Below are 19,445 nucleotides of genomic sequence, written 5' to 3'. Positions count from 1 at the left end.
GGCGGCTACCACGCCGAGGATTGCGCACGGCGACGGATCTCGGTTTTGCGCCCCGCTTTCAGCGCATCGACCGGCCGGCCCGGCAGAGACTCGTCTTCCGTGAAGAGCCAGCGAATGATCTCTTCATCCGAGAACCCTGAGTCGCCGAGTACAACGACCGTCCCCTTGAGGCTTTCCAGGACGTGCCCGTCATCGATAAATTCCGCAGGCACTGAGCGGATTCCACGATCAGTAACGCGAACCGACACCAACGCCCGCTCATTGATGAGTCCATGAACCTTGGTGATGGACAGATCAAGCGCTTCCGCGACATCGGGAAGGGTGAGCCAGCTGCCCACGAGGTTCTCCAGTGTATTCACGCCCTTAAGCGTGCCATGCCTTGCTGCCCTAACTCCACTCAGCAGCTGCAGTCAGGATGGAATCACCGACGCGCCGAAACTGCGCAAATACTGAGACTTTTTGAGCTGTTGTGGTAAACGACCCATGGTGTAGATTCACATAAGTCACACAGGTAACAGTAACAACTTGTGTATCAACTGCACCATGGGGTTCGGGGATTACGGCGGCATCGACTGTTGCTCCCTGCCCTGCCATGCGGCCCAGCCCGCCATTACAGATGAGGACAGACCATGACCGCCCAGCGCCCGTCATCGCCGCTGAACGTGCCAGCCGCCTGCACCACGCCTTTCCGAAACCGTGGAATCGGTATCGCAGTGTCTTCCGCAGCGATACCCGCCGTCGTTCTTTCGTCGCTTGCACTTGCAGCACCGGCAGCCGCCGCGTCGGCCGCAGGCCATAGCGCGTACCAGCCATTGAAGACCATGCCGGCCGCTGCCAGTGCGACCGGCGCCATGATTCCCGCGGCCCTGGTGGCAACGCAGGTACCGCGGATTGTTCCCATGCAGAGCAGCGCCACAACGTACGTGGTCCGTGCGGGAGACACCATCAGCGGCATCGCAGTCCGTCACGGGCTGAGCATGCACGCGGTCCTGAAAGCGAACGGGTTGAAGGTCAACTCCATCATCCACCCCGGCCAGAAGATCAAGCTGGCGGGTTCGTCGGCATCTGAGGCTCCGGTGAAGCAGACTGCTCCGCCCAAGCAGCAGTCCTCCGCAACGTACACAGTGAAGTCCGGCGATACTCTGGGAGCAATCGCTGCCCGCCACGGTGTCAGCCTCTCGTCGGTTCTGACGGCAAATGGGCTGTCGATGACGTCCATCATCCACCCGGGCCAGAAGATCAAGCTCTCGGGTTCATCCGCAACGCCGGCGCCGGCGCCGGCGCCGGCGCCCAAGGCGACAACCCCCAAGCCGTCAGCTCCAAAGCCCGCCGCATCGGCATCCGGCGCAACTTATGTGGTGAAACCAGGTGACACGCTGGGTGCGATCGCTGCCCGCCACAATGTGAGTCTGGGATCCATCCTTTCGGCGAACGGGCTCTCCATGAGCTCGATCATTCATCCTGGCCAGAAAATCAAGCTGACCGGCGGGTCGAGCGTTGCTGTTCAGACAAGTCCGAAGCCCGCAGCACCGAAGCCGTCCGCCCCAACGGCCGGCGGCTCGTACACGATCAAGGCCGGCGATACGCTCGGCGGCATCGCCGGCAGGCATGGAGTCAGCCTCAGCGCGCTGCTCTCCGCCAACAAGTTGAGCGCCACCACCATCATCTACCCCGGAAAGAAGCTCACGATCCCCGGTGGGTCCAAGGCTGCCCCGGAACAGAAGCCGGCGGACCTCGTTCCATCGACCTTCCTCCACTACACCTACCCGGATGCAGTGGTTGCGGAAGCCAATAAGAACAAGCACACGCTGAACGGCCTTCCGGTTCCCTCGCAGGCCCAGATGAAAGCGATTGTCGCTGACACTGCCCGCAAAATGGGCGTAGACCCAAGCCTTGCGCTCGCCTTCTCCTACCAGGAGTCGGGGTTCAATCAGCGGGCTGTCTCACCGGCGAACGCCATCGGTGCCATGCAGGTCATCCCGATGTCCGGCGAATGGGCTTCCGATCTCGTTGGCCGGAAGCTGAATCTGCTGGATCCCTATGACAATGCAACCGCCGGTGTGGCGATCATCAAGGCGCTGATCCGGACCAGCCCCAACCTGGATACAGCGATCGCGTCCTACTACCAGGGCCAGTATTCGGTGAAAACCCACGGCATGTTCGCAGACACCAAGAATTATGTGGCAGCGATCAAGGCGCACCAGAAAAACTTCCGGTAGGCGACCACCGCCCCCTGCGGGTTCAGCGGCCGGCGCCCGACCGACCTGTGTTGGTGCGGGCGCCGGCCGCTGCTTCACTTAGTATCGAAGAGTGCGGGAGCGGCCGAAGGACTCACTGGTAGACACCGTTGTAGACGGGCGCTACCACGTTCGTTCACGGCTGGCGAGCGGCGGCATGTCGACCGTCTACCTTGCCACCGACGAACGGCTGGAACGCGACGTCGCGCTGAAGGTTCTCTATCCGCACCTCGCAGAAGACGAGCGCTTCCTCGAGCGTTTCGAGCGCGAAGCGAAGTCAGCGGCCAGGCTTTCGCACCCGCACGTGGTCGGGGTACTGGACCAGGGCGTGGAAGACGGACCAGGGCAAAGCGTCGCCTACCTCGTAATGGAGTATGTACCGGGCAAGACCCTCCGGGACCTCCTCACCGAACGGGGACGGCTGACGCCCCGCCAAGCTCTCGCGATTCTTGATCCAGTGGTTGAGGGACTGGGAGCGGCACATGATGCCGGGCTCATTCACAGGGATGTCAAGCCGGAGAACGTCCTGCTGTCCGAACGCGGTGGAATCAAGATTGCCGATTTTGGTCTTGCCCGTGCGGTCTCGGCCGCAACCCATACCGGAACGCTGGTGGGCACGGCGGCCTACTTCCCACCGGAGCTGGTGACAGGCGGAGCCGCGGACGCGCGCAGCGACATCTATTCGGCTGGCATCGTCCTGTTCGAGCTCCTCACGGGCAGGCAGCCATACTCCGGTGAAGCGCCCATCCAGGTTGCGTTCCAGCACGTGAACTCGCGGGTTCCCGCGCCCTCCACGATCGTTCCGGGACTGGCAGAGGACCTCGACGAACTGGTGCTTTGGTGCACCGCGGTTGATCCCGAAGAACGCCCTATCGACGGCAATGCCCTCCTCGGCGAGTTGCGGCACATTCGAACCACCCTGAGCGATGACGAGCTCGACCACGGCAGCGACCACCGCGCCGGTTCGGCACCAGGCGGCGAAGAAGCAGCGGCCTCCGACGGCGCCGAACGTACGGAGATCATCGGCGCAGCGCACTCGTCCACAGACGTAGCGGGATCGCATCCATATCCAACGGAGGTCATCGGCGCCCCGGGCTCTCCGACAACTGTGCTGGGAAACAGTTCCCACCACACCACAGTCCTGGGCTCCACGCCGGTTGCAGGATCCATGCCGCAGCGGCAGCTGGATTCAGCCGCACGAGAGAAGCTCGCTGCGAGGGACTTCAAGACCTACCGCAAAGAGCAGGCACGGGCCGTACAGCGCCCGGAAAAGACCCTGCGGCCAGGCAATGCACGGCGCAGGAATGCCTTTCTCATTCTCTTGCTCGCACTGCTCGCAGCGCTGGCGGCAATAGCCGGCTGGTTCTTCGGTGTGGGTCCGGGCGCGCTGGTGGCCGTTCCCGATGTTTCCAGCCGCTCAGTAAGCGCAGCGCAGGCATTGCTGGCCCAGGCCGGCCTATCCTCGAGCGCGGAGCCGTCCTATTCTGATTCCGTCGCGGAGGGCCTTGTGATCGCCAGCGAGCCGGAGGCAACCGCTACGGTGAGGCCCTGGGAGGAGATTCAGCTCCTGGTGTCGCTGGGACCGGAACTTTTCGCGATTCCGGAGGTCGTCGGTCTCGCTGAGGCAACAGCGGCGGCCACACTGGTCGCCGCCGGTTTCGAAGTAGGAGAAGTGACGCCGCAGTTCAGTGACACCGTTGCCGACGGCGCGGTGATCGCGACTACTCCAGCAGCAGGTGAACAGGTTCCCGCGGGCACCCCCGTGAGCCTGACGGTTTCACGGGGACCGGAGCCGGTCTCGGTTCCTTCCGTTGTGGGCCTGCCGGAGGAAGAAGCGGTCAGCATCCTGGCGGGCGCCGGGCTGACCCCGCTAATCGAGCCCGCGCCGGTCAATGACATCAAAGTACCGGCCGGATCCGTCCTGGTACAGACACCGGCAGAGGGGCAGCTGCCTCCGGGCGGGTCAGTGACGCTGACTCTCTCCGACGGCCCGCGCATCATTGCTGTTCCCGACGTATTCTCCGAACGTGAGGCGGAAGCCATCGCCGCACTGGAGGAGGCCGGGTTCACGGTCAAGGTGAACTACGCCTTCGGCCGCCCGGTGCTGGGCCTCGTTGCCGGCCAGGACCTCACGGGCGAGCATCCCGAAGGATCAACGGTCACCATTACCGTGACGTGAGATCGAAGCACCGGCGAAGGTAGCTGCGCCGGTTAGCGTCGGGACAGCGCCCCGGCCACAAGGAAAGCCATCTCGAGGGACTGCATGTGATTCAGGCGTGGATCACACACGGACTCATAGCGGTCGAGGAACGCTTCCTGATCGATCGGGTCCGCTCCGCCGAGGCACTCCGCGACGTCATCACCGGTCATCTCAACGTGAAGGCCGCCCGGGAAGGTGCCGAGTTCGTTGTGTACCTCAAAGAAACCGCGCACCTCATCCATGACATCGTCGAAATTGCGGGTCTTGTACCCGTTGGGGGAAGTGACCGTGTTGCCGTGCATTGGATCAGTTACCCAGAGGACCTTGGCGCCGGAATCAGTCACCTTTGACACGAGGTTGGGCAGCTTCTCGCGGATATTCTTGGCGCCCATCCGGGTGATAAACGTGAGGCGGCCCGGCTCCCTGTTGGGGTCCAGCTTGTCAATGAGTGCCAACGCATCATCCGGCGACGTACCGGGGCCAAGCTTCACCCCAATCGGGTTGCGTACGCGTGACAGGAAATCAATGTGAGCGCCGTCGATATCCCTCGTTCGCTCGCCGATCCACAGGAAGTGTGCCGACGTGTCATAAGGCAGGCCTGTGCGTGAGTCGGTGCGGGTCAATGCGCGCTCATACTCAAGCAGCAGGGCCTCATGGCTGGCGAAGAACTCGACGCGGGTCAAGGCATCAAAATCGGCGCCGCAGGCTTCCATGAAGCGGACGGCGCGGTCAATTTCGCGCGCCAGCGATTCGTACCGCGAGTGGGCCGGATTGGCAGTGAAGCCCTTATTCCAGTGGTGGACGAGACGGAGGTCTGCAAATCCGCCCTGGGTGAAGGCGCGAATCAGATTGAGCGTCGATGCGGAGGTGTGGTACGCCCGCACCATCCGGGAGGCGTCATGACCACGGCTCTCCGGCGTGAAGTCATACCCGTTCACCATGTCCCCGCGGTATGCCGGTAGGGTCACGCCTTCGCGGGTTTCATCGTTCGATGAACGCGGCTTCGCGAACTGGCCGGCCATGCGTCCCATCTTGATGACAGGAAGCGAGGCACCGTACGTGAGGACTACGGCCATCTGGAGGATGGTCTTTACACGAGCGCTGATTCTGTCTGCGGTGGCGCCCTCGAAAGTCTCCGCGCAATCGCCCCCCTGCAGGAGGAACGCCTTACCCTGGGCAGCGGCGGCGAGCCGCTCACGCAACACATCCACCTCACCTGCGAAAACAAGCGGCGGCAGCGTGGAGAGCTCGTCGAGAGAAGACCGGTGAACCGTGGAGTCCTGCCAGCTGGGCTGCTGGGAGATTGCCAGCTCCCGCCAGATATCCAGCCCATGATCGGGTGCTGCTGAACGGGAAGCGGAGGTAACGGTTGTTTCGGTCACTACTTAAGCCTAATGGCTATACCCGATGCCGGCGGACTCCCCTGTCATGCGGCAGCGCCCGTCCCGTCACATAGCCCGGCTGCTGGAATCGCCCTCGTGCCTTTTCCGTGTTCGCCGGGGTGCGGCAGGAGGGTCCGGCGTCTCATCAGAGGCCTCGCCAGGGTCATGTCCGATGGTTCGTACTTCACCGGGCAACGGACCTTCGGTACTTGGCGGCAAGGAGGTGTCCGACGACGGCTGAAATACGTCTGCCGGAGCAGAGCCTTCCAGCCGGACGGCGGCCTGACGGGACGGATCCGCGATCCGCTCCGCCTTCTTGCTGGTCTTCCTGCCTGCCGTCTTCGCGCTGGCGAGACGCTCCTTGACGCTGCTGGCGTAGACGTCGACATACTCCTGACCGGAGAGCCGCATGAGCGCATACATGATTTCATCGGTCACGGAACGTTGAATGAAGCGGTCCTCGCCCATCCCTGCATAGCGCCGGAAGTCCATCGGCTCCCCGACGATGATGCCCACACGGCGAATATTCGGGATCCGTCTTCCGATGGGCTGCACCTTGTCCGTACCGATCATGGCAACCGGAATGACCGGTACCCCGGTTGCGAGGATCAGCTTGGCAACGCCGGTCTTTCCGCGGTAAAGCCTGCCGTCCGGGCTACGCGTTCCCTCGGGATAGATACCCAGCAACGCACCGGACTTCAGGATTTCTTCTCCTGCCGACAGCGACGTGGCGGACGCGGCGCCCCCGGAACGATCCATCGGCAGCTGGTTTGTCAGCCGAAAAAACGCAGCGGTCAGCTTTCCTTTCAGGCCCTTGCCTGTGAAGTACTCGGATTTAGCCAGAAACACCACAGGACGCGGCACTGCAAGTGGAAGGAAGATCGAATCCGAGAAAGATAGGTGGTTGCTCACGATGACAGCTGCACCGGTTGCCGGAATGTTATCCAGTCCCTTGACCCATGGCCTGAACAAGAGATTCACAAGTGGACCAATAAAGATCCTCTTCATGATCCAGTAGAACACTCTGCCAGCCTTCCTGCGTGGATGTTCCGATTACCTGGGAACAGGCAAAACCATGCCTTCCGCAAACGGGTTCTTGGAACACTACTCTACGGGCGGACAGTGTGCGGGACGTCACTGGCAGTCCGCGGAACGCGATGACACCATTGGAATCATGACGGCCGACCCCACTCTCGCAGCGTTCTCCTCGAACGGTTCAGGAAATAACGCACGTATTGGGGTTCTTCTGAGCCATGGCTTCACCGGCTCGCCGGCGAGCGTGGCTGGCTGGGCCCGGTACCTGGCTGATTACGGCTTTGCCGTGCGGCTCCCGTTGCTGGCCGGGCACGGCACCACCTGGCAGGAGCTCGCAAGGACACCCTGGGAGCGCTGGTACGAGGGGATCGACACGGCGTATCAGGATCTGGCTCGAAATACTGACGCGGTGGTCGTGGCAGGACTGTCGATGGGTGGTGCCCTCGCTCTGCGGTTGGCGGCGCTGGAACCGGTGGCCGGCGTCGTCGTCGTAAATCCCGGCCTCACCATGGGCGATCCGCGCGCCCGTTACGCCGGCGTACTGAAGTACCTGCTCCGGTCGGTCCCCTCGATCGGCAATGACATCCGGAAGGAGGGCATGGACGAGCGGGCGTATCCCCGTACGCCGGTCGCTGCAGTCCACCAGCTTGCGCAGCTTTTTCGCGACACCACCGACCGGCTCCCCCAGGTCACCGCACCCACGCTGGTCTTCCGGTCCAATGTGGACAGGATTGTGCCGGAAAGCAGCCTGGAAGTTCTACAAAGGCGCATTGGGAGCGCACACTTGGAAGTAATACGGTTGGAGAACAGCTACCACGTGGCCACCATGGACCACGACCAGGAGCTCATCTTCGAGCGCTCCGCAGCATTCATCGAGCACGTGACAGCAGGTACCACCGCATGAGTCCCCGAGCACAGGACCCTAACGAATCCACTGACGACGCCGTCTGGCAGGACCTCGTCGCGCGGTTGGAAGAAAGCCCCAGCAGTGACTTTCCCGAACGTCAGGCATCAGGACCTGCACCCACCGCCGAGGAGCGCGTTCGGGCGATCTTCGACAACCAGCCTGCACCGGCGCCGCCCGGCCCCCGGGATTACTCGGCATCCGAACATGAGGATGACGGCACCTACCAGCCGCCCGAACCTCCGGCCCTCGGCGTGGGAGATCCCCTCGTGGTGCTGGCCTGGCTGTGCGCGGTGGGCGGCCCAGTAGCGCTCATGCTGATTGCAATGTTCTGGCGGTCAGTCTCCACCACCGTGATGCTGGGAATCGTCGGGATCTTCATTGCGAGCGTGACGTTCCTGATTTTCCGCCTTCCGAAAACCCGTGATTACGACGACGACGGCGCGGAGGTCTAACTTGCCGCCGGCGGCTTAGCGCCGCTCACGGAAACGTCCCGACGGCGCATTTCCGTAAGCCCTGCCCAACAATGGGCGGTATCTGATCCGTGAGAGGTCCGCGGCGCCGACGAGGCCGGCATCCGGACCCAGCGCTGCTGAGATGATCATGGCGGCGGGACGGAAGCCGCGTCCGGTCAGATTACGTTCGAAGATTCGCCGCGCCGGGTCAATGAGGAGCTGCCCGGCGGCGCCGAGTCCGCCACCGATGACAAAGGTCCCCGGGTCCAGGGCGGCACCGAGATTCGCGAGGCCAAGGCCAAGCCACTGACCGACGTCGTCAATCAACTCCCGGCACACCGGGTCGCCACGAAGCGCCAGGCGTGTGACCACTGCTCCGGTGATGGCGTCGATGTTGCCATTCACCTCCCGCAGCAGCGTTTGCGCCACCGGTGAATTGGCGGACGCCAGCTCGCGGGCTTCCCTGCCCAGGGCGTTGCCCGAGGCGTACTGCTCCCAGCAACCACGGTTTCCACACTCGCAGCGATGCCCGTTCGGCACGATGATTTGGTGGCCGAACTCCCCCGCCACGCCGTGGCGTCCGCGCTCAAGCACACCGCCCATGATCATTGCGCCGCCTATTCCGGTGCCCAGCGTGATGAGGACGAGCCGCGGTTCCCCACGCCCTGCACCGAAACGCCATTCGGCCCAGGCGGCGGCGTCGGCATCATTGAGCACGGTGACGCGCCGCCGCAGCGCCTTCTCCAGGTTGGCTCTCAATGGTTCGTTGCGCCAGGCAAGGTGCGGGCTGAACAGGACCGTCCCGTTGTCGAGGTCCATCCACCCGGCGGCGCCGATCCCGACTGACCGGATGCGGCGACCGCTTCCAAGCTCCCGCACCAGGTCAGCGATGACTCTTTCCACTGCACGCGGATCCTGGCCGGGAGTTTCCCTGCGGGCAGAGGCCACGATGGTGCCGTCCGGATCCACGACCCCGGCTGCAACCTTGGTCCCGCCGATGTCGATGCCGATGGCAAGACCCCGTGCACGCAACGGGCGCGCCGCGTAACGGGAGCCGGCGGCCAGCGGCGATCCAAGGGGTTGGCGGCTTCCGCCGCCGAAACGGTTTCCGCCTGCCGTGGGACGCTCTTCTCGTTCCGTCTGCATGGGTACCGGCCTCCCGCCGTCGTTCTGGGACTGCACCGCGTTGCTGACTGCGGTTCACCGTTACCGTTTTGTACATTACTGGAGAGTAAGAGCTCCCGGGAAAAGCTATAGGCTAGGGCCACTCACAGGATGTGATGAAGATCAAAGGAGATTCCCGTGCGCGAATTCAGCGTTCCGGTCAAGGTGAAGGTCCCTCGGGACAACAACACTACGCACCTCGTGGTGAAGCAGGCGGAGAAACAGAGCAATCCTGCCCTTTTTGCCACGAAGGACGCCTCAGGGCAATGGTCCGATATCCGCGCAACGGACTTCCTTTCCGATGTTCGCAGGATCGCCAAGGGCCTGATGGCGTCAGGTGTGGAAGCGGGCGACCGCGTCGCGATCATGGCGCGTACCCGGTATGAGTGGGCTCTGGTTGATTTTGCCGTCTGGTTCGCGGGGGCTGTCTCCGTGCCTGTGTATGAAACGTCGTCGCCGTCGCAGGTCGCTTGGATCCTTGGTGATTCCGGTGCAGTCGCTGCTTTCGTGGAGTCTGGCCGCCACGAGAACGTGGTGCGTCAGGCAGTTGCCTCGGAGAACCTGGAGGGGTTCCGCGATGTGTGGCAGTTTGACGGCGGCGGGCTCGATACCCTCAGGGAAGCCGGGGCGGCCATTGATGATGCAGCGCTTGAGGAGCGGCGCCTGATCGCGGGTCTCGACGATGTAGCGACCATCATCTACACGTCCGGGACAACCGGAAAGCCCAAGGGGTGCGAACTGACGCACGGCAACTTCGTTGAGTTGTCGGAGAACGCGGCGGCGGCACTGCCCGAAGTTGCACACGAGGGCGCGCAGACCATCATGTTTCTGCCCCTCGCGCACGTCTTCGCCCGGTTCATCTCGGTGCTCTGCGTTGCCGCCGGCGCCACCGTTGCGCACACACCGGACATCAAGAACCTGCTTCCGGACCTGCAAAGCTACAAGCCGACCTTCATTCTGGCTGTACCGCGCGTGTTCGAGAAGGTCTACAACAACTCCATGCTGAAGGCCGAGGACAACGGCAAGGGCAAGATTTTCCATGCCGGCGTCGATGTCGCGATCGCCTGGTCGAAAGCCGACCAGGCGGGCAAGGTGGGCCTCGGCCTGAAGGTCAAGCACGCCATCTTCGACAAGCTGCTCTATGGCAAAATCCGGACCGCTATGGGCGGCAGGGTCCAGCATGCTGTGTCAGGCGGCGCGCCGCTGGGCGACCGGCTCGGCCACTTCTTCCATGGCATCGGGCTGATGGTGCTCGAGGGGTACGGGCTGACTGAAACCACGGCGCCCATCTCAGTCAGCACGCCGCAGAAGATCAAGATCGGCACGGTGGGTGCGCCGCTGCCGGGCAACGCAGTCAGGATCGCGGACGACGGTGAAATCCTCACCAAGGGCGTCTGCGTCCTGAAAGGCTATTTCAAGCGTCCCGATCTCACGGAGGAAGCCTTCACCGACGGCTGGTTCCACACCGGCGACATTGGGCAACTCGACGAGGACGGTTTCCTGAGCATCACGGGGCGCAAGAAGGAAATTATTGTGACGGCCAGCGGCAAGAACGTCGTCCCGGCACAGCTGGAGGACACCATCCGCGCCAACGCGCTCGTGTCCCAGTGTGTTGTTGTGGGAGATCAGAGGCCGTTCATCTCCGCTTTGATAACCCTCGATGAGGAAGCTTTGCCCGGATGGCTTGAGCGTCACGACCTTCCTGCCGGAACCACGATGGCTGAAGCGGCGAATCATCCCGCGGTCCGCGCAGAAATCCAGGCGCTCGTGGATTCCGCCAATGAGTCGGTCAGCCAGGCGGAGGCGATCAAGGTATTCCGCATCGTTGAGCAGGACTTCACAGAGGCAAGCGGTCATCTCACGCCGTCGATGAAGATCAAGCGCGCGCAGGTGCTCAAGGACTACTCCACGGTGGTTGAGGAAATCTACGCGCAGCAGCGCATGCAGCAGGCGTAGGTTCTCAGGTGGAGGGCGCCTTCAGCGAAAGCAGGGCGTTCTCCACCACCTCGGTCAGCGCAGGGTGAATCCAGTACTGGCCGCGGGCCATGGTGAACGCGTCCAGGCCGAAGTGCATTGCCTGAATGATCGGCTGGATCAGGTTCGAGGCTTCATGTCCCATGATGTGTGCGCCGAGGATGATGCCGCTGTCTTCCTCCGCGAGCACCTTCACGATGCCCGTGGTGTCTTCCATCGCCCACCCGTAGGCGGTTGACCCGTACTGCTGGACGGCCACCGCAACGCGTGAACCAGTTCGCTCCGCGCGTTCCAGTGCCTGCTCTTCGGTAAGACCCACGGTCGCGATCTGTGGCCTGGTGAAGACGGCTGCGGGCACATAACGGTGATCGCTGGTATGCAGGGCCTCCGGATGAAGCAGGTTGTGGGATACCACCCGCGCCTCATGGTTAGCGACGTGCTTGAGCTGGAAGGGGCTTGAGATGTCCCCGAGTGCCCAGACTCCGGGTACGGGCTTGCCGTCCCTCAGCACTCGCTGGAACGGGTCAACCGCAATCCGGCCGTCTTCGGTTTCGTCGAAACCGACCGCCGCTGCACCCACCCGGTCGCTGTTCGGCGTGCGTCCGGTCGCGACAAGCACGACGTCGGCTTCCACAGACAGAGCGGTTCCGTCAGGTCCAGTGACGTTAGCGGTGACCGATCCGTCGGCGTTGGCGTCCACTCTGTTGACCTGGTGTCGGGTAAGAACCTTCCACTGCGCCAGTGCCTTCTCCGTGAAACGTTCGGAAATGGTGTCGTCGAGGGAGCGCAGCATGTGTCCCGACCGCACCGCGAGGGTGACATCAGTACCGAGGGCAGAGAAGATGTGCGCGAACTCGGCTGCAATGTACCCGCCACCGATAATCAGCATCCTTCGTGGCTGTTCCTCCAGCCGCATGACGGTGTCCGAGGTGTGGACCTGTGGCAGGTCCAGTCCTGGAATGTCCGGAATCACTGCCCGCGAGCCTGCCGCGACGACCACCTGATCAGCAGTGATCTCGGTGCCGGCGTTCGTTCTCAGAGAGTGGTCGCCGGTGAAACGTACGTCTTCCTCGTACAGGTCAACATGCTGCAGTTCATCGGCCCGGTAGACACGCCCTGCGTCGGAGATGCTGTCGATGCGGGTGAAAATCCGGTCCCGCAGGTCTGTCCAGCGTGTTCCGGCGTGCTGCAGGTCCACTCCGAGGCGGCCGGCCTCGTCAGCTGCACGGGCCAGCTCCGCCGGGTAGACGAACATCTTGGTCGGGATGCAGCCCACGTTCAGGCAGGTTCCGCCGAAAGTCCCGCCTTCGATGATCGCGATTCTTTTGTCATCCCACTCAGGCGTGATGATGGTGTTGCCGGAGCCGGACCCGATAATCGCGAGGTCGTAGTGGGTCACGGGTCAGTGCAGCTGATCTACAACAAGCGCGGCGAGCTCAACCACTGCATCCCTGGTGCGGGTCTGCAGTTTGGAAAGCTCCACGCGGGAGCCCTCGGCGAGATGGCGGTCATACGGGATGCGCACAACAGTGCCGACACGGGAACGGAAGTGTTCCTCGATCTCGTTGACGTTGACCTCCGTGCGGTTCCCGGAGGACATGTTGACCACCACGATTGCCTTGGCCACCAAATCATGCCGGCCGTGCGCTTCAAGCCAGGACAGCGTTTCGGACGCAAGGCGCGCCTCGTCGACGCTGCCGCCTGAAACGAGGACGACGGCGTCGGCTTTCTCGAGGGTCCCCTTCATAACCGAGTGCACCATACCGGTGCCGGAGTCAGTGAGGACGATCGAGTAGTACCGTCCGAGGATGTCCGTCACCGCGCGGTAATCAGCGTCATCGAACGCCTGGGCAACAGCGGGATCGGTGTCGGAGGCGAGCACGTGAAGGCGCGAGCCGTCCCGTGCAACATAACTGGACAGCTGTGCGAAGGAATCGACCATGAACCGGTTCTGCACCAGTTGGCGCGCGGTGAAGTCGGCTTTGCCCGGCGACCGGTCGGAGAGCGTGCCGCGGTCCGGGTTGGCGTCCATGGCAATGATCCGGTCCTCGCGGATGTCTGCCAGAGCCATTCCGAGCAGGGTAGTCACCGTTGTCTTCCCGACGCCGCCCTTGCGGGAAAGCACCGGGACGTACCGGGTCCGCTCTCCCAATCGGACGCTCACCCGGTGCTCAAGCGCACGGCGGATGCGCACGGCGTCCGAATCGCCGAGGTTCAGGTAGCCGAAGGTCGCCTTGTACAGCCAGTACCGCCATCCGCTGATGGGAGCACGCTGCTGTGACGCCAACAGTCTGTCTGCCGTGAGCGACGACGCCGGCTCCGGACCCTCTTCCCTGTTCCGCCGCGCGCTGCGGTCAGGGGATGCGGGGGTAACAGCCTGAGGGACAGCAGGTAGTTCGCTGCCACGTCCGCCTGACGGCTGCCAACCGGTCAACTCCTCATCCTCGGAGAGCCGGATGTCGCTGTCGGCCAGGGTGAGCTCGGAAGAATCGGTCGGATGTTGTCCCGGGCGCTGCCCATCCGTGGCGGGGGTGATCCCGATGTGCGGCAGCCGGTCCGGCAGCGGCGCCTGGACCACCGCAGGACCGCCCAGATCAGCGCCATCCGGTGAAGCGGCGTCGTCCTCAGAGCTCAGCGTGTACTCCCCGGCCGCTTCCGGTGCTGGGTGTTGCGCCTCATCCGAGCCCGCCTGCTCGTCTGACTGTGCCGTGCCGGCGCCGCCAGGGGCCGTCTCGCCAGCGGACTGGTCTCCAGTCATTACGGCCTCATCCGACTCCTGCGGCACGCCGACCCCGTCCTTGGACCGCTCTGCCGGCTTCTTCTCGTTCGCCATAATTCCTCACGCTCGCATAACACCCGCAGCGGGACACCGCAGGTGGATTCTGCATCACCTTAGCGCAGGCACCTTTCAGGAGGGATCGATGACCAGGAGGAGGTCGCCGCCTTGTACCTGTTCGATGGCGCCGATAGCGAGCCGTTTGACGGTTCCGCCGACGGTGGTGGTGATGCCTGCTTCCATCTTCATTGCTTCAATGGTTGCGACAGTGTCACCTGCCTGGACGGTGTCACCTTCAGCCACGCTGACTGTGACGGCGCCCGCGAACGGTGCGGCGACGTGACCGGGCTGGGCAGGGTCGGCTTTCTCGGCGGCCTTGACGTCACTGTGGACACTGCGGTCGCGTACGACGACGGGGCGCATCTGCCCGTTGAGGGTGCACATCACGGTCCGCATGCCCTTCTCGTCCGGTTCAGAGACTGCCTCGAGGGTGGCGATGAGGCGGACACCCTTCTCGAGTTCGATGACGTGCTCGCTGCCCTGCTGCAACCCAAAGAGGTAATCGCGGGTGTCCAGGACGGACACGTCTCCAAAGGTATCCCGAGTGGTCTGGAAGTCCTTCGTGGGCCCTGCGAACAACAACCGGTTCAACGTGGCGCGGCGGGTCGCCGAGTCGCCCGCCAGTGCCTGCTGGTCTTCGGCGGCCAGGTCCGCGTCGCGGACCTTGATGGTGCGTCCCTGCAGGGCCTTGGTGCGGAACGGTTCAGGCCAGCCTCCGGGCGGGTCGCCGAGTTCACCGCTGAGGAACCCGATCACGGAATCCGGGATGTCGTAGCTTTGCGGGTTCTCCTCGAACGCGGCAGGGTCCACGTTCGAGCCCACGAGCTGCAGGGCGAGGTCCCCGACGACCTTGGAGGACGGGGTGACCTTCACCAGCCGGCCGAGCATCCGGTCCGCCGCCGTGTACATGTCCTCGACGGCTTCGAACCGCTCACCCAGACCCAGGGCAATGGCCTGCTGGCGGAGGTTGGAGAGCTGACCGCCAGGAATCTCGTGCCGGTAGACACGGCCCGTCGGCCCGGGCAGCCCGGACTCGAACGGGGCGTACACCCGCCGCACTGCTTCCCAGTACGGCTCCAGGGAGCTCACAGCCTCCAGCGACATGCCGGTGTCACGTTCGGTGTGCGCGAGGGCTGCGACCAGAGCGGAGGCAGAGGGCTGGCTGGTGGTTCCGGCCAATGAAGCGCTGGCGACATCGACGGCGTCGACCCCGGCGTTGGAAGCCGCCAGCAGGGTGGCCAACTGACCACCCGCGGTGTCATGGGTGTGCAGGTGGACCGGCAGGTCGAACCGCTCACGCAGCGCGGTGACAAGCTTCGCCGCCGCCGCCGGGCGCAGCAGCCCCGCCATGTCCTTGATTGCAAGGATGTGCGCACCGGCGTCGACGATGCGCTGCGCAAGCTCGAGGTAGTAATCCAGGGTATAGAGCTTTTCCTCCGGATCGAGCATGTCCGAGGTGTAGCACAGGGCCACTTCGGCGACGGCGGTTCCGGTGTCCCGGACGGCGCGGATCGCCGGTTCCATCTGCGAAACATCGTTCAGGGCATCGAAGATCCGGAAGATATCGATACCCGTCGCTGCGGCTTCCTGCACGAACGCTTCGGTGACCGCTTCCGGGTACGGGGTATAGCCGACCGTGTTGCGGCCACGCAACAGCATCTGCAGACACACGTTGGGCATCTCGGCGCGCAGCACAGCGAGCCGCTCCCACGGGTCCTCGCCCAGGAAGCGCAGCGCGACATCATAGGTAGCCCCGCCCCACGCCTCGACAGAGAGCAGTTCCGGCATCTTCGCCGAGACCGCCGCACCTGCCGCGGCAAGGTCACGGGTACGGACCCGGGTCGCCAACAGCGATTGGTGAGCATCCCGGAACGTGGTGTCAGTGACCGCCAACGCCGTCTGCGCGCGCAACTCCGCAGCGAAACCCTCCGGACCCAATTCCTGCAGCCGCTGCCGGCTTCCCGGACGCTTCGCCGTGTCCTGCTCCGGCTCGGTGATTTCCGGTAGCTTCTCGGCTGGGTCAAGCTCAACCGTGAGTTCCCCGTTGGGCTTATTCACGGTGACATCAGCGAGCCAGTTCAGCAGTTTCGTGCCACGGTCAGCGGAGACCCGGGCCGTGAGCAGTTCGGGGCGCTCATCGATGAACGAGGTGGCGACGTTACCGGCGATGAAGTCCGGATCCTCCAGTACCGCCTGAAGGAATGAGATGTTCGTCGACACCCCACGCACCCTGAACTCCGCCAGCGCGCGGCGTGCCCTGCGGACCGCGGATTCATAGTCCCGGCCGCGGCAGGTGAGCTTCACCAACATCGAGTCGAAGTGCGGGCTGATCTCAGCGCCCGCATAGACCGTGCCACCGTCCAGGCGCACACCCGCGCCGCCGGCCGACCGGTACGCGGTGATCTTCCCGACATCCGGGCGGAACCCGTTCGCCGGGTCCTCCGTGGTGATCCGGGACTGCAGGGCAGCACCCCGAAGCCGCACTGAATCCTGCGACAGGCCAAGATCCGCCAGCGTCTCCCCCGCTGCTATGCGTAGCTGTGACTGGACGAGGTCGACGTCGGTGACTTCCTCCGTCACCGTGTGCTCCACCTGGATACGCGGGTTCATCTCAATGAAGACGTGCTGCCCGGCGCGCTCACCGACCGTGTCCACGAGGAACTCCACCGTTCCCGCGTTCACGTAATTCAAAGCCTTCGCGAACGCGACCGCGTCACGGTACAGCGCCTGACGGATGTTCTCATCAAGGTTCGGTGCCGGAGCGATCTCAATCACCTTCTGGTGACGGCGCTGCAGGGAACAATCCCGCTCAAACAGGTGCATCACGTTGCCCTCGGCGTCGGCGAGGATCTGAACCTCAATATGCCGCGGGCGCAGGACCGCCTGCTCAAGGAACATGGTCGGGTCACCGAACGCGGAGTCTGCCTCGCGCATCGCCGCCTCAAGGGCTTCACGCAGGTCCTCCCGTTTGTCCACCCGGCGCATACCGCGGCCGCCGCCACCGGCGACCGCCTTTGCGAAAATCGGGAAACCAATCTCATCCGCCGCCGATACCAGCTCCTCAAGATCGGCACTCGGCTGTGAAGACTTCAAAACCGGGATACCAGCCTGACGGGCTGCTTCCAGCGCACGGACCTTGTTGCCGGCCAGCTCCAGCACATCAGCCGGCGGGCCCACGAAGGTGATCCCGGCGTCGGCCGCTGCGCGTGCAAGGTTCGGGTTCTCCGAAAGGAAACCATAGCCAGGATAGATTGCGTCGCAGCCCGCCTCCTTGGCTACCCGAACGATCTCATCGACGTCCAGATACGCGCGGACCGGATGGCCTTCCTCACCGATCAGGTACGCCTCATCGGCCTTCTGCCGGTGGATCGAGTTGCGGTCCTCCTGCGGGAAAACCGCTACCGTCTTGGCGCCGGTTTCAAAACCCGCCCGGAACGCACGAATGGCGATTTCGCCTCGGTTGGCTACCAGAATCTTCGAGAACATTGCTCTCCTGTGCTCTTGCGGGTTCGATGGAACGACAACTTAGCGTCCCCAGCCTACATTTGGTCTTTCTGGTCACAGTAATCTGCGTTCACGAGCCGGTAACTTCTTGTCGCGCCCCACCGTAGAGCCGAGTTCGTCGGAACTATCGGTCCACCTATGATGAATAGGTGTGCGGGCACCATAGATCCTGCGATCCGGGCATCTCAACGTTAGGTATTGGTTCAACAAGTGCAAGTAGTGAGCATCAGCAGCCTCAAAGGTGGGGTCGGCAAGACCTCGGTCACCCTTGGACTCGCATCGGCGGCGATCTCCGCTGGAATCCCCACACTTGTTGTTGATCTCGATCCCCACGCGGACGCCACCACCGGACTGGGTGTTCAAGCCGGCGACCAGACTGACATCGGCCGCCTGCTGAAGAATGCACGTCGGGGAGATCTTGCAGCCAATGTGGCGCCAAGCGGTTGGGTGAGTAACGCCGTCAAGCGCGGCTCGAACGGCACGGCTCCCGTCCTCGATGTCGCGATCGGCTCTGCGTACTCTGGCATTTACGACCGCCCCGATTTGGGAAAGCGCGACTTACGCCGCCTGTCGATGCTGCTGGAACGGGTCGAGGATTACCGCCTTGTCCTGATTGACTGCCCACCTTCGCTGAACGGCCTCACGCGCATGGCCTGGACTGCGAGCAACAGGGTTCTGCTTGTTGCCGAGCCCGGACTGTTCTCCGTTGCCGGCACTGAACGGACCATGCGGGCCATTGAACTTTTCAAGAACGAGTTTGCACCGAACCTCACACCCGCAGGGATAGTGGCCAACCGGGTGCGCACCGGTTCCAATGAGCACACCTTCCGGTTGAACGAGATGAAGCAGATGTTCGGCGACCTCCTGCTCAGCCCAACCATCGCAGAACAGGCCAACTGGCAGCAGATCCAGGGCGCGGCGCACGCGGTGCACCACTGGCCGGGTGAATCGGCCAAGCAGGCCGCCGGGTACTTCGATGATTTGCTCCGTGCGCTGCTCGATTCCGGCCGTATGCGCAATCGCGTGGCGCGCCGCTAAAGCACGGCCTGCGATCTATTCAATCCTGACGCAGGACACAAAAATGCCCCGCTCGGGGCGGGGCACAATGCACACTTCCGGTCAGCTGATTTTGCGGGCTTCCCGTCGCTTGCTCAACTCGTCATCCGGGAAGTTCTGGTCGGCTGCGTGCTCGCTGGGTAGCGCTGCGAGACTGCCTTCAACTTCCCGCCATACACGCCCGACGGCGATGCCGAAGACTCCCTGCCCGCCCTGGACAAGATCAATCACTTCGTCTGCAGACGTGCACTCATATACGCTCGCGCCGTCACTCATCAATGTGATCTGCGCAAGATCCTCGACGCCGCGCTCCCGCAGGTGCTCAACGGCGCTGCGAATTTGCTGAAGTGAAACTCCGGTGTCCAACAGACGTTTAACAACCTTGAGCACCAGGATGTCCCGGAAACCGTAGAGCCGCTGGGATCCAGATCCCTTGGCGCCCCGGACCGCCGGTTCAACCAGGCCGGTGCGCGCCCAGTAATCGAGCTGGCGATAAGTGATGCCTGCGGCTTTGCAGGCTGTGGGGCCGCGGTAACCCGCGTCTTCATCCAACACAGGGAGGTCTTCGGTGAAGAGCAGGCCCTGTGCGCTGGCAGGTATCGCAGTACCCGTAGCGGCCGCGTTGGCACCCGTACCGGCGTCGCCTTTCGGACTCACGTGTTGCCTCCTCGTTCTGGTTCCCGGGGGGAAGTGGCGCA

At 63.5% G+C, this 19,445-nt stretch carries 14 protein-coding genes; 6 read left to right on the top strand and 8 right to left on the bottom strand.

All coding sequences use genetic code 11. The features are described 5' to 3' along the window. Positions 1-5: 5 nt before the first annotated feature. Positions 6-359, bottom strand: a complete 354-nt coding sequence (locus ACZ2GY_RS06345) for an Rv2175c family DNA-binding protein (protein WP_056547110.1) — start codon at positions 357-359, stop codon at positions 6-8. Positions 360-629: 270 nt separating this feature from the next. On the opposite strand from ACZ2GY_RS06345, the gene ACZ2GY_RS06340 reads away from it, so the two are divergent. Further along, positions 630-2,219 (top strand): LysM peptidoglycan-binding domain-containing protein, encoded by a 1,590-nt coding sequence (locus ACZ2GY_RS06340; RefSeq protein ID WP_471673312.1) that lies wholly within the window; start codon positions 630-632, stop codon positions 2,217-2,219. Positions 2,220-2,310: 91 nt separating this feature from the next. Beyond that, a complete protein-coding gene (gene pknB / locus ACZ2GY_RS06335) occupies positions 2,311-4,416 on the top strand; it encodes a Stk1 family PASTA domain-containing Ser/Thr kinase (RefSeq protein WP_277357831.1) in 2,106 nt (701 codons plus the stop codon). Positions 4,417-4,448: 32 nt separating this feature from the next. Here the strand turns inward: pknB and ACZ2GY_RS06330 are convergent, their stop codons facing one another. Together ACZ2GY_RS06330 and ACZ2GY_RS06325 are read right to left on the bottom strand one after the other, a co-directional pair. Beyond that, on the bottom strand, positions 4,449-5,819 hold the full coding sequence (locus tag ACZ2GY_RS06330) for a class II 3-deoxy-7-phosphoheptulonate synthase (RefSeq protein ID WP_056547105.1): 1,371 nt from the start codon (positions 5,817-5,819) through the stop codon (positions 4,449-4,451). Positions 5,820-5,885: 66 nt separating this feature from the next. Beyond that, on the bottom strand, positions 5,886-6,842 hold the full coding sequence (locus ACZ2GY_RS06325; protein WP_277357832.1) for a lysophospholipid acyltransferase family protein: 957 nt from the start codon (positions 6,840-6,842) through the stop codon (positions 5,886-5,888). Between the two features lie 52 nt (positions 6,843-6,894). Between ACZ2GY_RS06325 and ACZ2GY_RS06320 the strand changes: the two genes are divergently transcribed. Together ACZ2GY_RS06320 and ACZ2GY_RS06315 are read left to right on the top strand one after the other, a co-directional pair. After that, on the top strand, positions 6,895-7,758 hold the full coding sequence (locus ACZ2GY_RS06320; protein WP_471673311.1) for an alpha/beta hydrolase: 864 nt from the start codon (positions 6,895-6,897) through the stop codon (positions 7,756-7,758). Continuing rightward, positions 7,755-8,213, top strand: coding sequence for a hypothetical protein (locus ACZ2GY_RS06315; protein WP_471673310.1), 459 nt, complete (start codon positions 7,755-7,757; stop codon positions 8,211-8,213). Before ACZ2GY_RS06320 ends, ACZ2GY_RS06315 begins: the two co-directional genes overlap by 4 nt. 15 nt (positions 8,214-8,228) lie before the next feature. Here the strand turns inward: ACZ2GY_RS06315 and ACZ2GY_RS06310 are convergent, their stop codons facing one another. Further along, positions 8,229-9,359, bottom strand: coding sequence for an ROK family glucokinase (locus tag ACZ2GY_RS06310; RefSeq protein ID WP_471673309.1), 1,131 nt, complete (start codon positions 9,357-9,359; stop codon positions 8,229-8,231). A 156-nt stretch (positions 9,360-9,515) separates the two neighbouring features. Between ACZ2GY_RS06310 and ACZ2GY_RS06305 the strand changes: the two genes are divergently transcribed. Continuing rightward, entirely contained in the window at positions 9,516-11,333 is a 1,818-nt protein-coding gene (locus tag ACZ2GY_RS06305; RefSeq protein ID WP_471673308.1) for an AMP-dependent synthetase/ligase, read from the top strand. Positions 11,334-11,337: 4 nt separating this feature from the next. On the opposite strand, the gene ACZ2GY_RS06300 is transcribed toward ACZ2GY_RS06305, so the two are convergent. From ACZ2GY_RS06300 to ACZ2GY_RS06290, 3 genes are all read right to left on the bottom strand, one after another. Next, positions 11,338-12,750, bottom strand: a complete 1,413-nt coding sequence (locus ACZ2GY_RS06300) for a mycothione reductase (RefSeq protein WP_471673307.1) — start codon at positions 12,748-12,750, stop codon at positions 11,338-11,340. Positions 12,751-12,753: 3 nt separating this feature from the next. Then, entirely contained in the window at positions 12,754-14,184 is a 1,431-nt protein-coding gene (locus ACZ2GY_RS06295) for a nucleotide-binding protein (RefSeq protein WP_471673306.1), read from the bottom strand. Positions 14,185-14,259: 75 nt separating this feature from the next. Next, a complete protein-coding gene (locus ACZ2GY_RS06290; RefSeq protein ID WP_471673305.1) occupies positions 14,260-17,673 on the bottom strand; it encodes a pyruvate carboxylase in 3,414 nt (1,137 codons plus the stop codon). A gap of 228 nt (positions 17,674-17,901) precedes the next feature. On the opposite strand from ACZ2GY_RS06290, the gene ACZ2GY_RS06285 reads away from it, so the two are divergent. After that, the gene (locus ACZ2GY_RS06285) at positions 17,902-18,729 is read left to right on the top strand and encodes a ParA family protein (protein WP_471673304.1); all 828 of its coding nucleotides are present in this window, start codon (positions 17,902-17,904) and stop codon (positions 18,727-18,729) included. A gap of 81 nt (positions 18,730-18,810) precedes the next feature. Here the strand turns inward: ACZ2GY_RS06285 and ACZ2GY_RS06280 are convergent, their stop codons facing one another. Continuing rightward, positions 18,811-19,404, bottom strand: a complete 594-nt coding sequence (locus ACZ2GY_RS06280) for a MerR family transcriptional regulator (protein WP_056547084.1) — start codon at positions 19,402-19,404, stop codon at positions 18,811-18,813. Between the last annotated feature and the right edge of the window lie 41 nt (positions 19,405-19,445).

This window comes from Arthrobacter sp. KKT183, assembly GCF_055657625.1.
The sequence above is the reverse complement of the archived record's forward strand: the minus strand, read 5'-3'. Positions and strand labels throughout refer to the sequence as shown.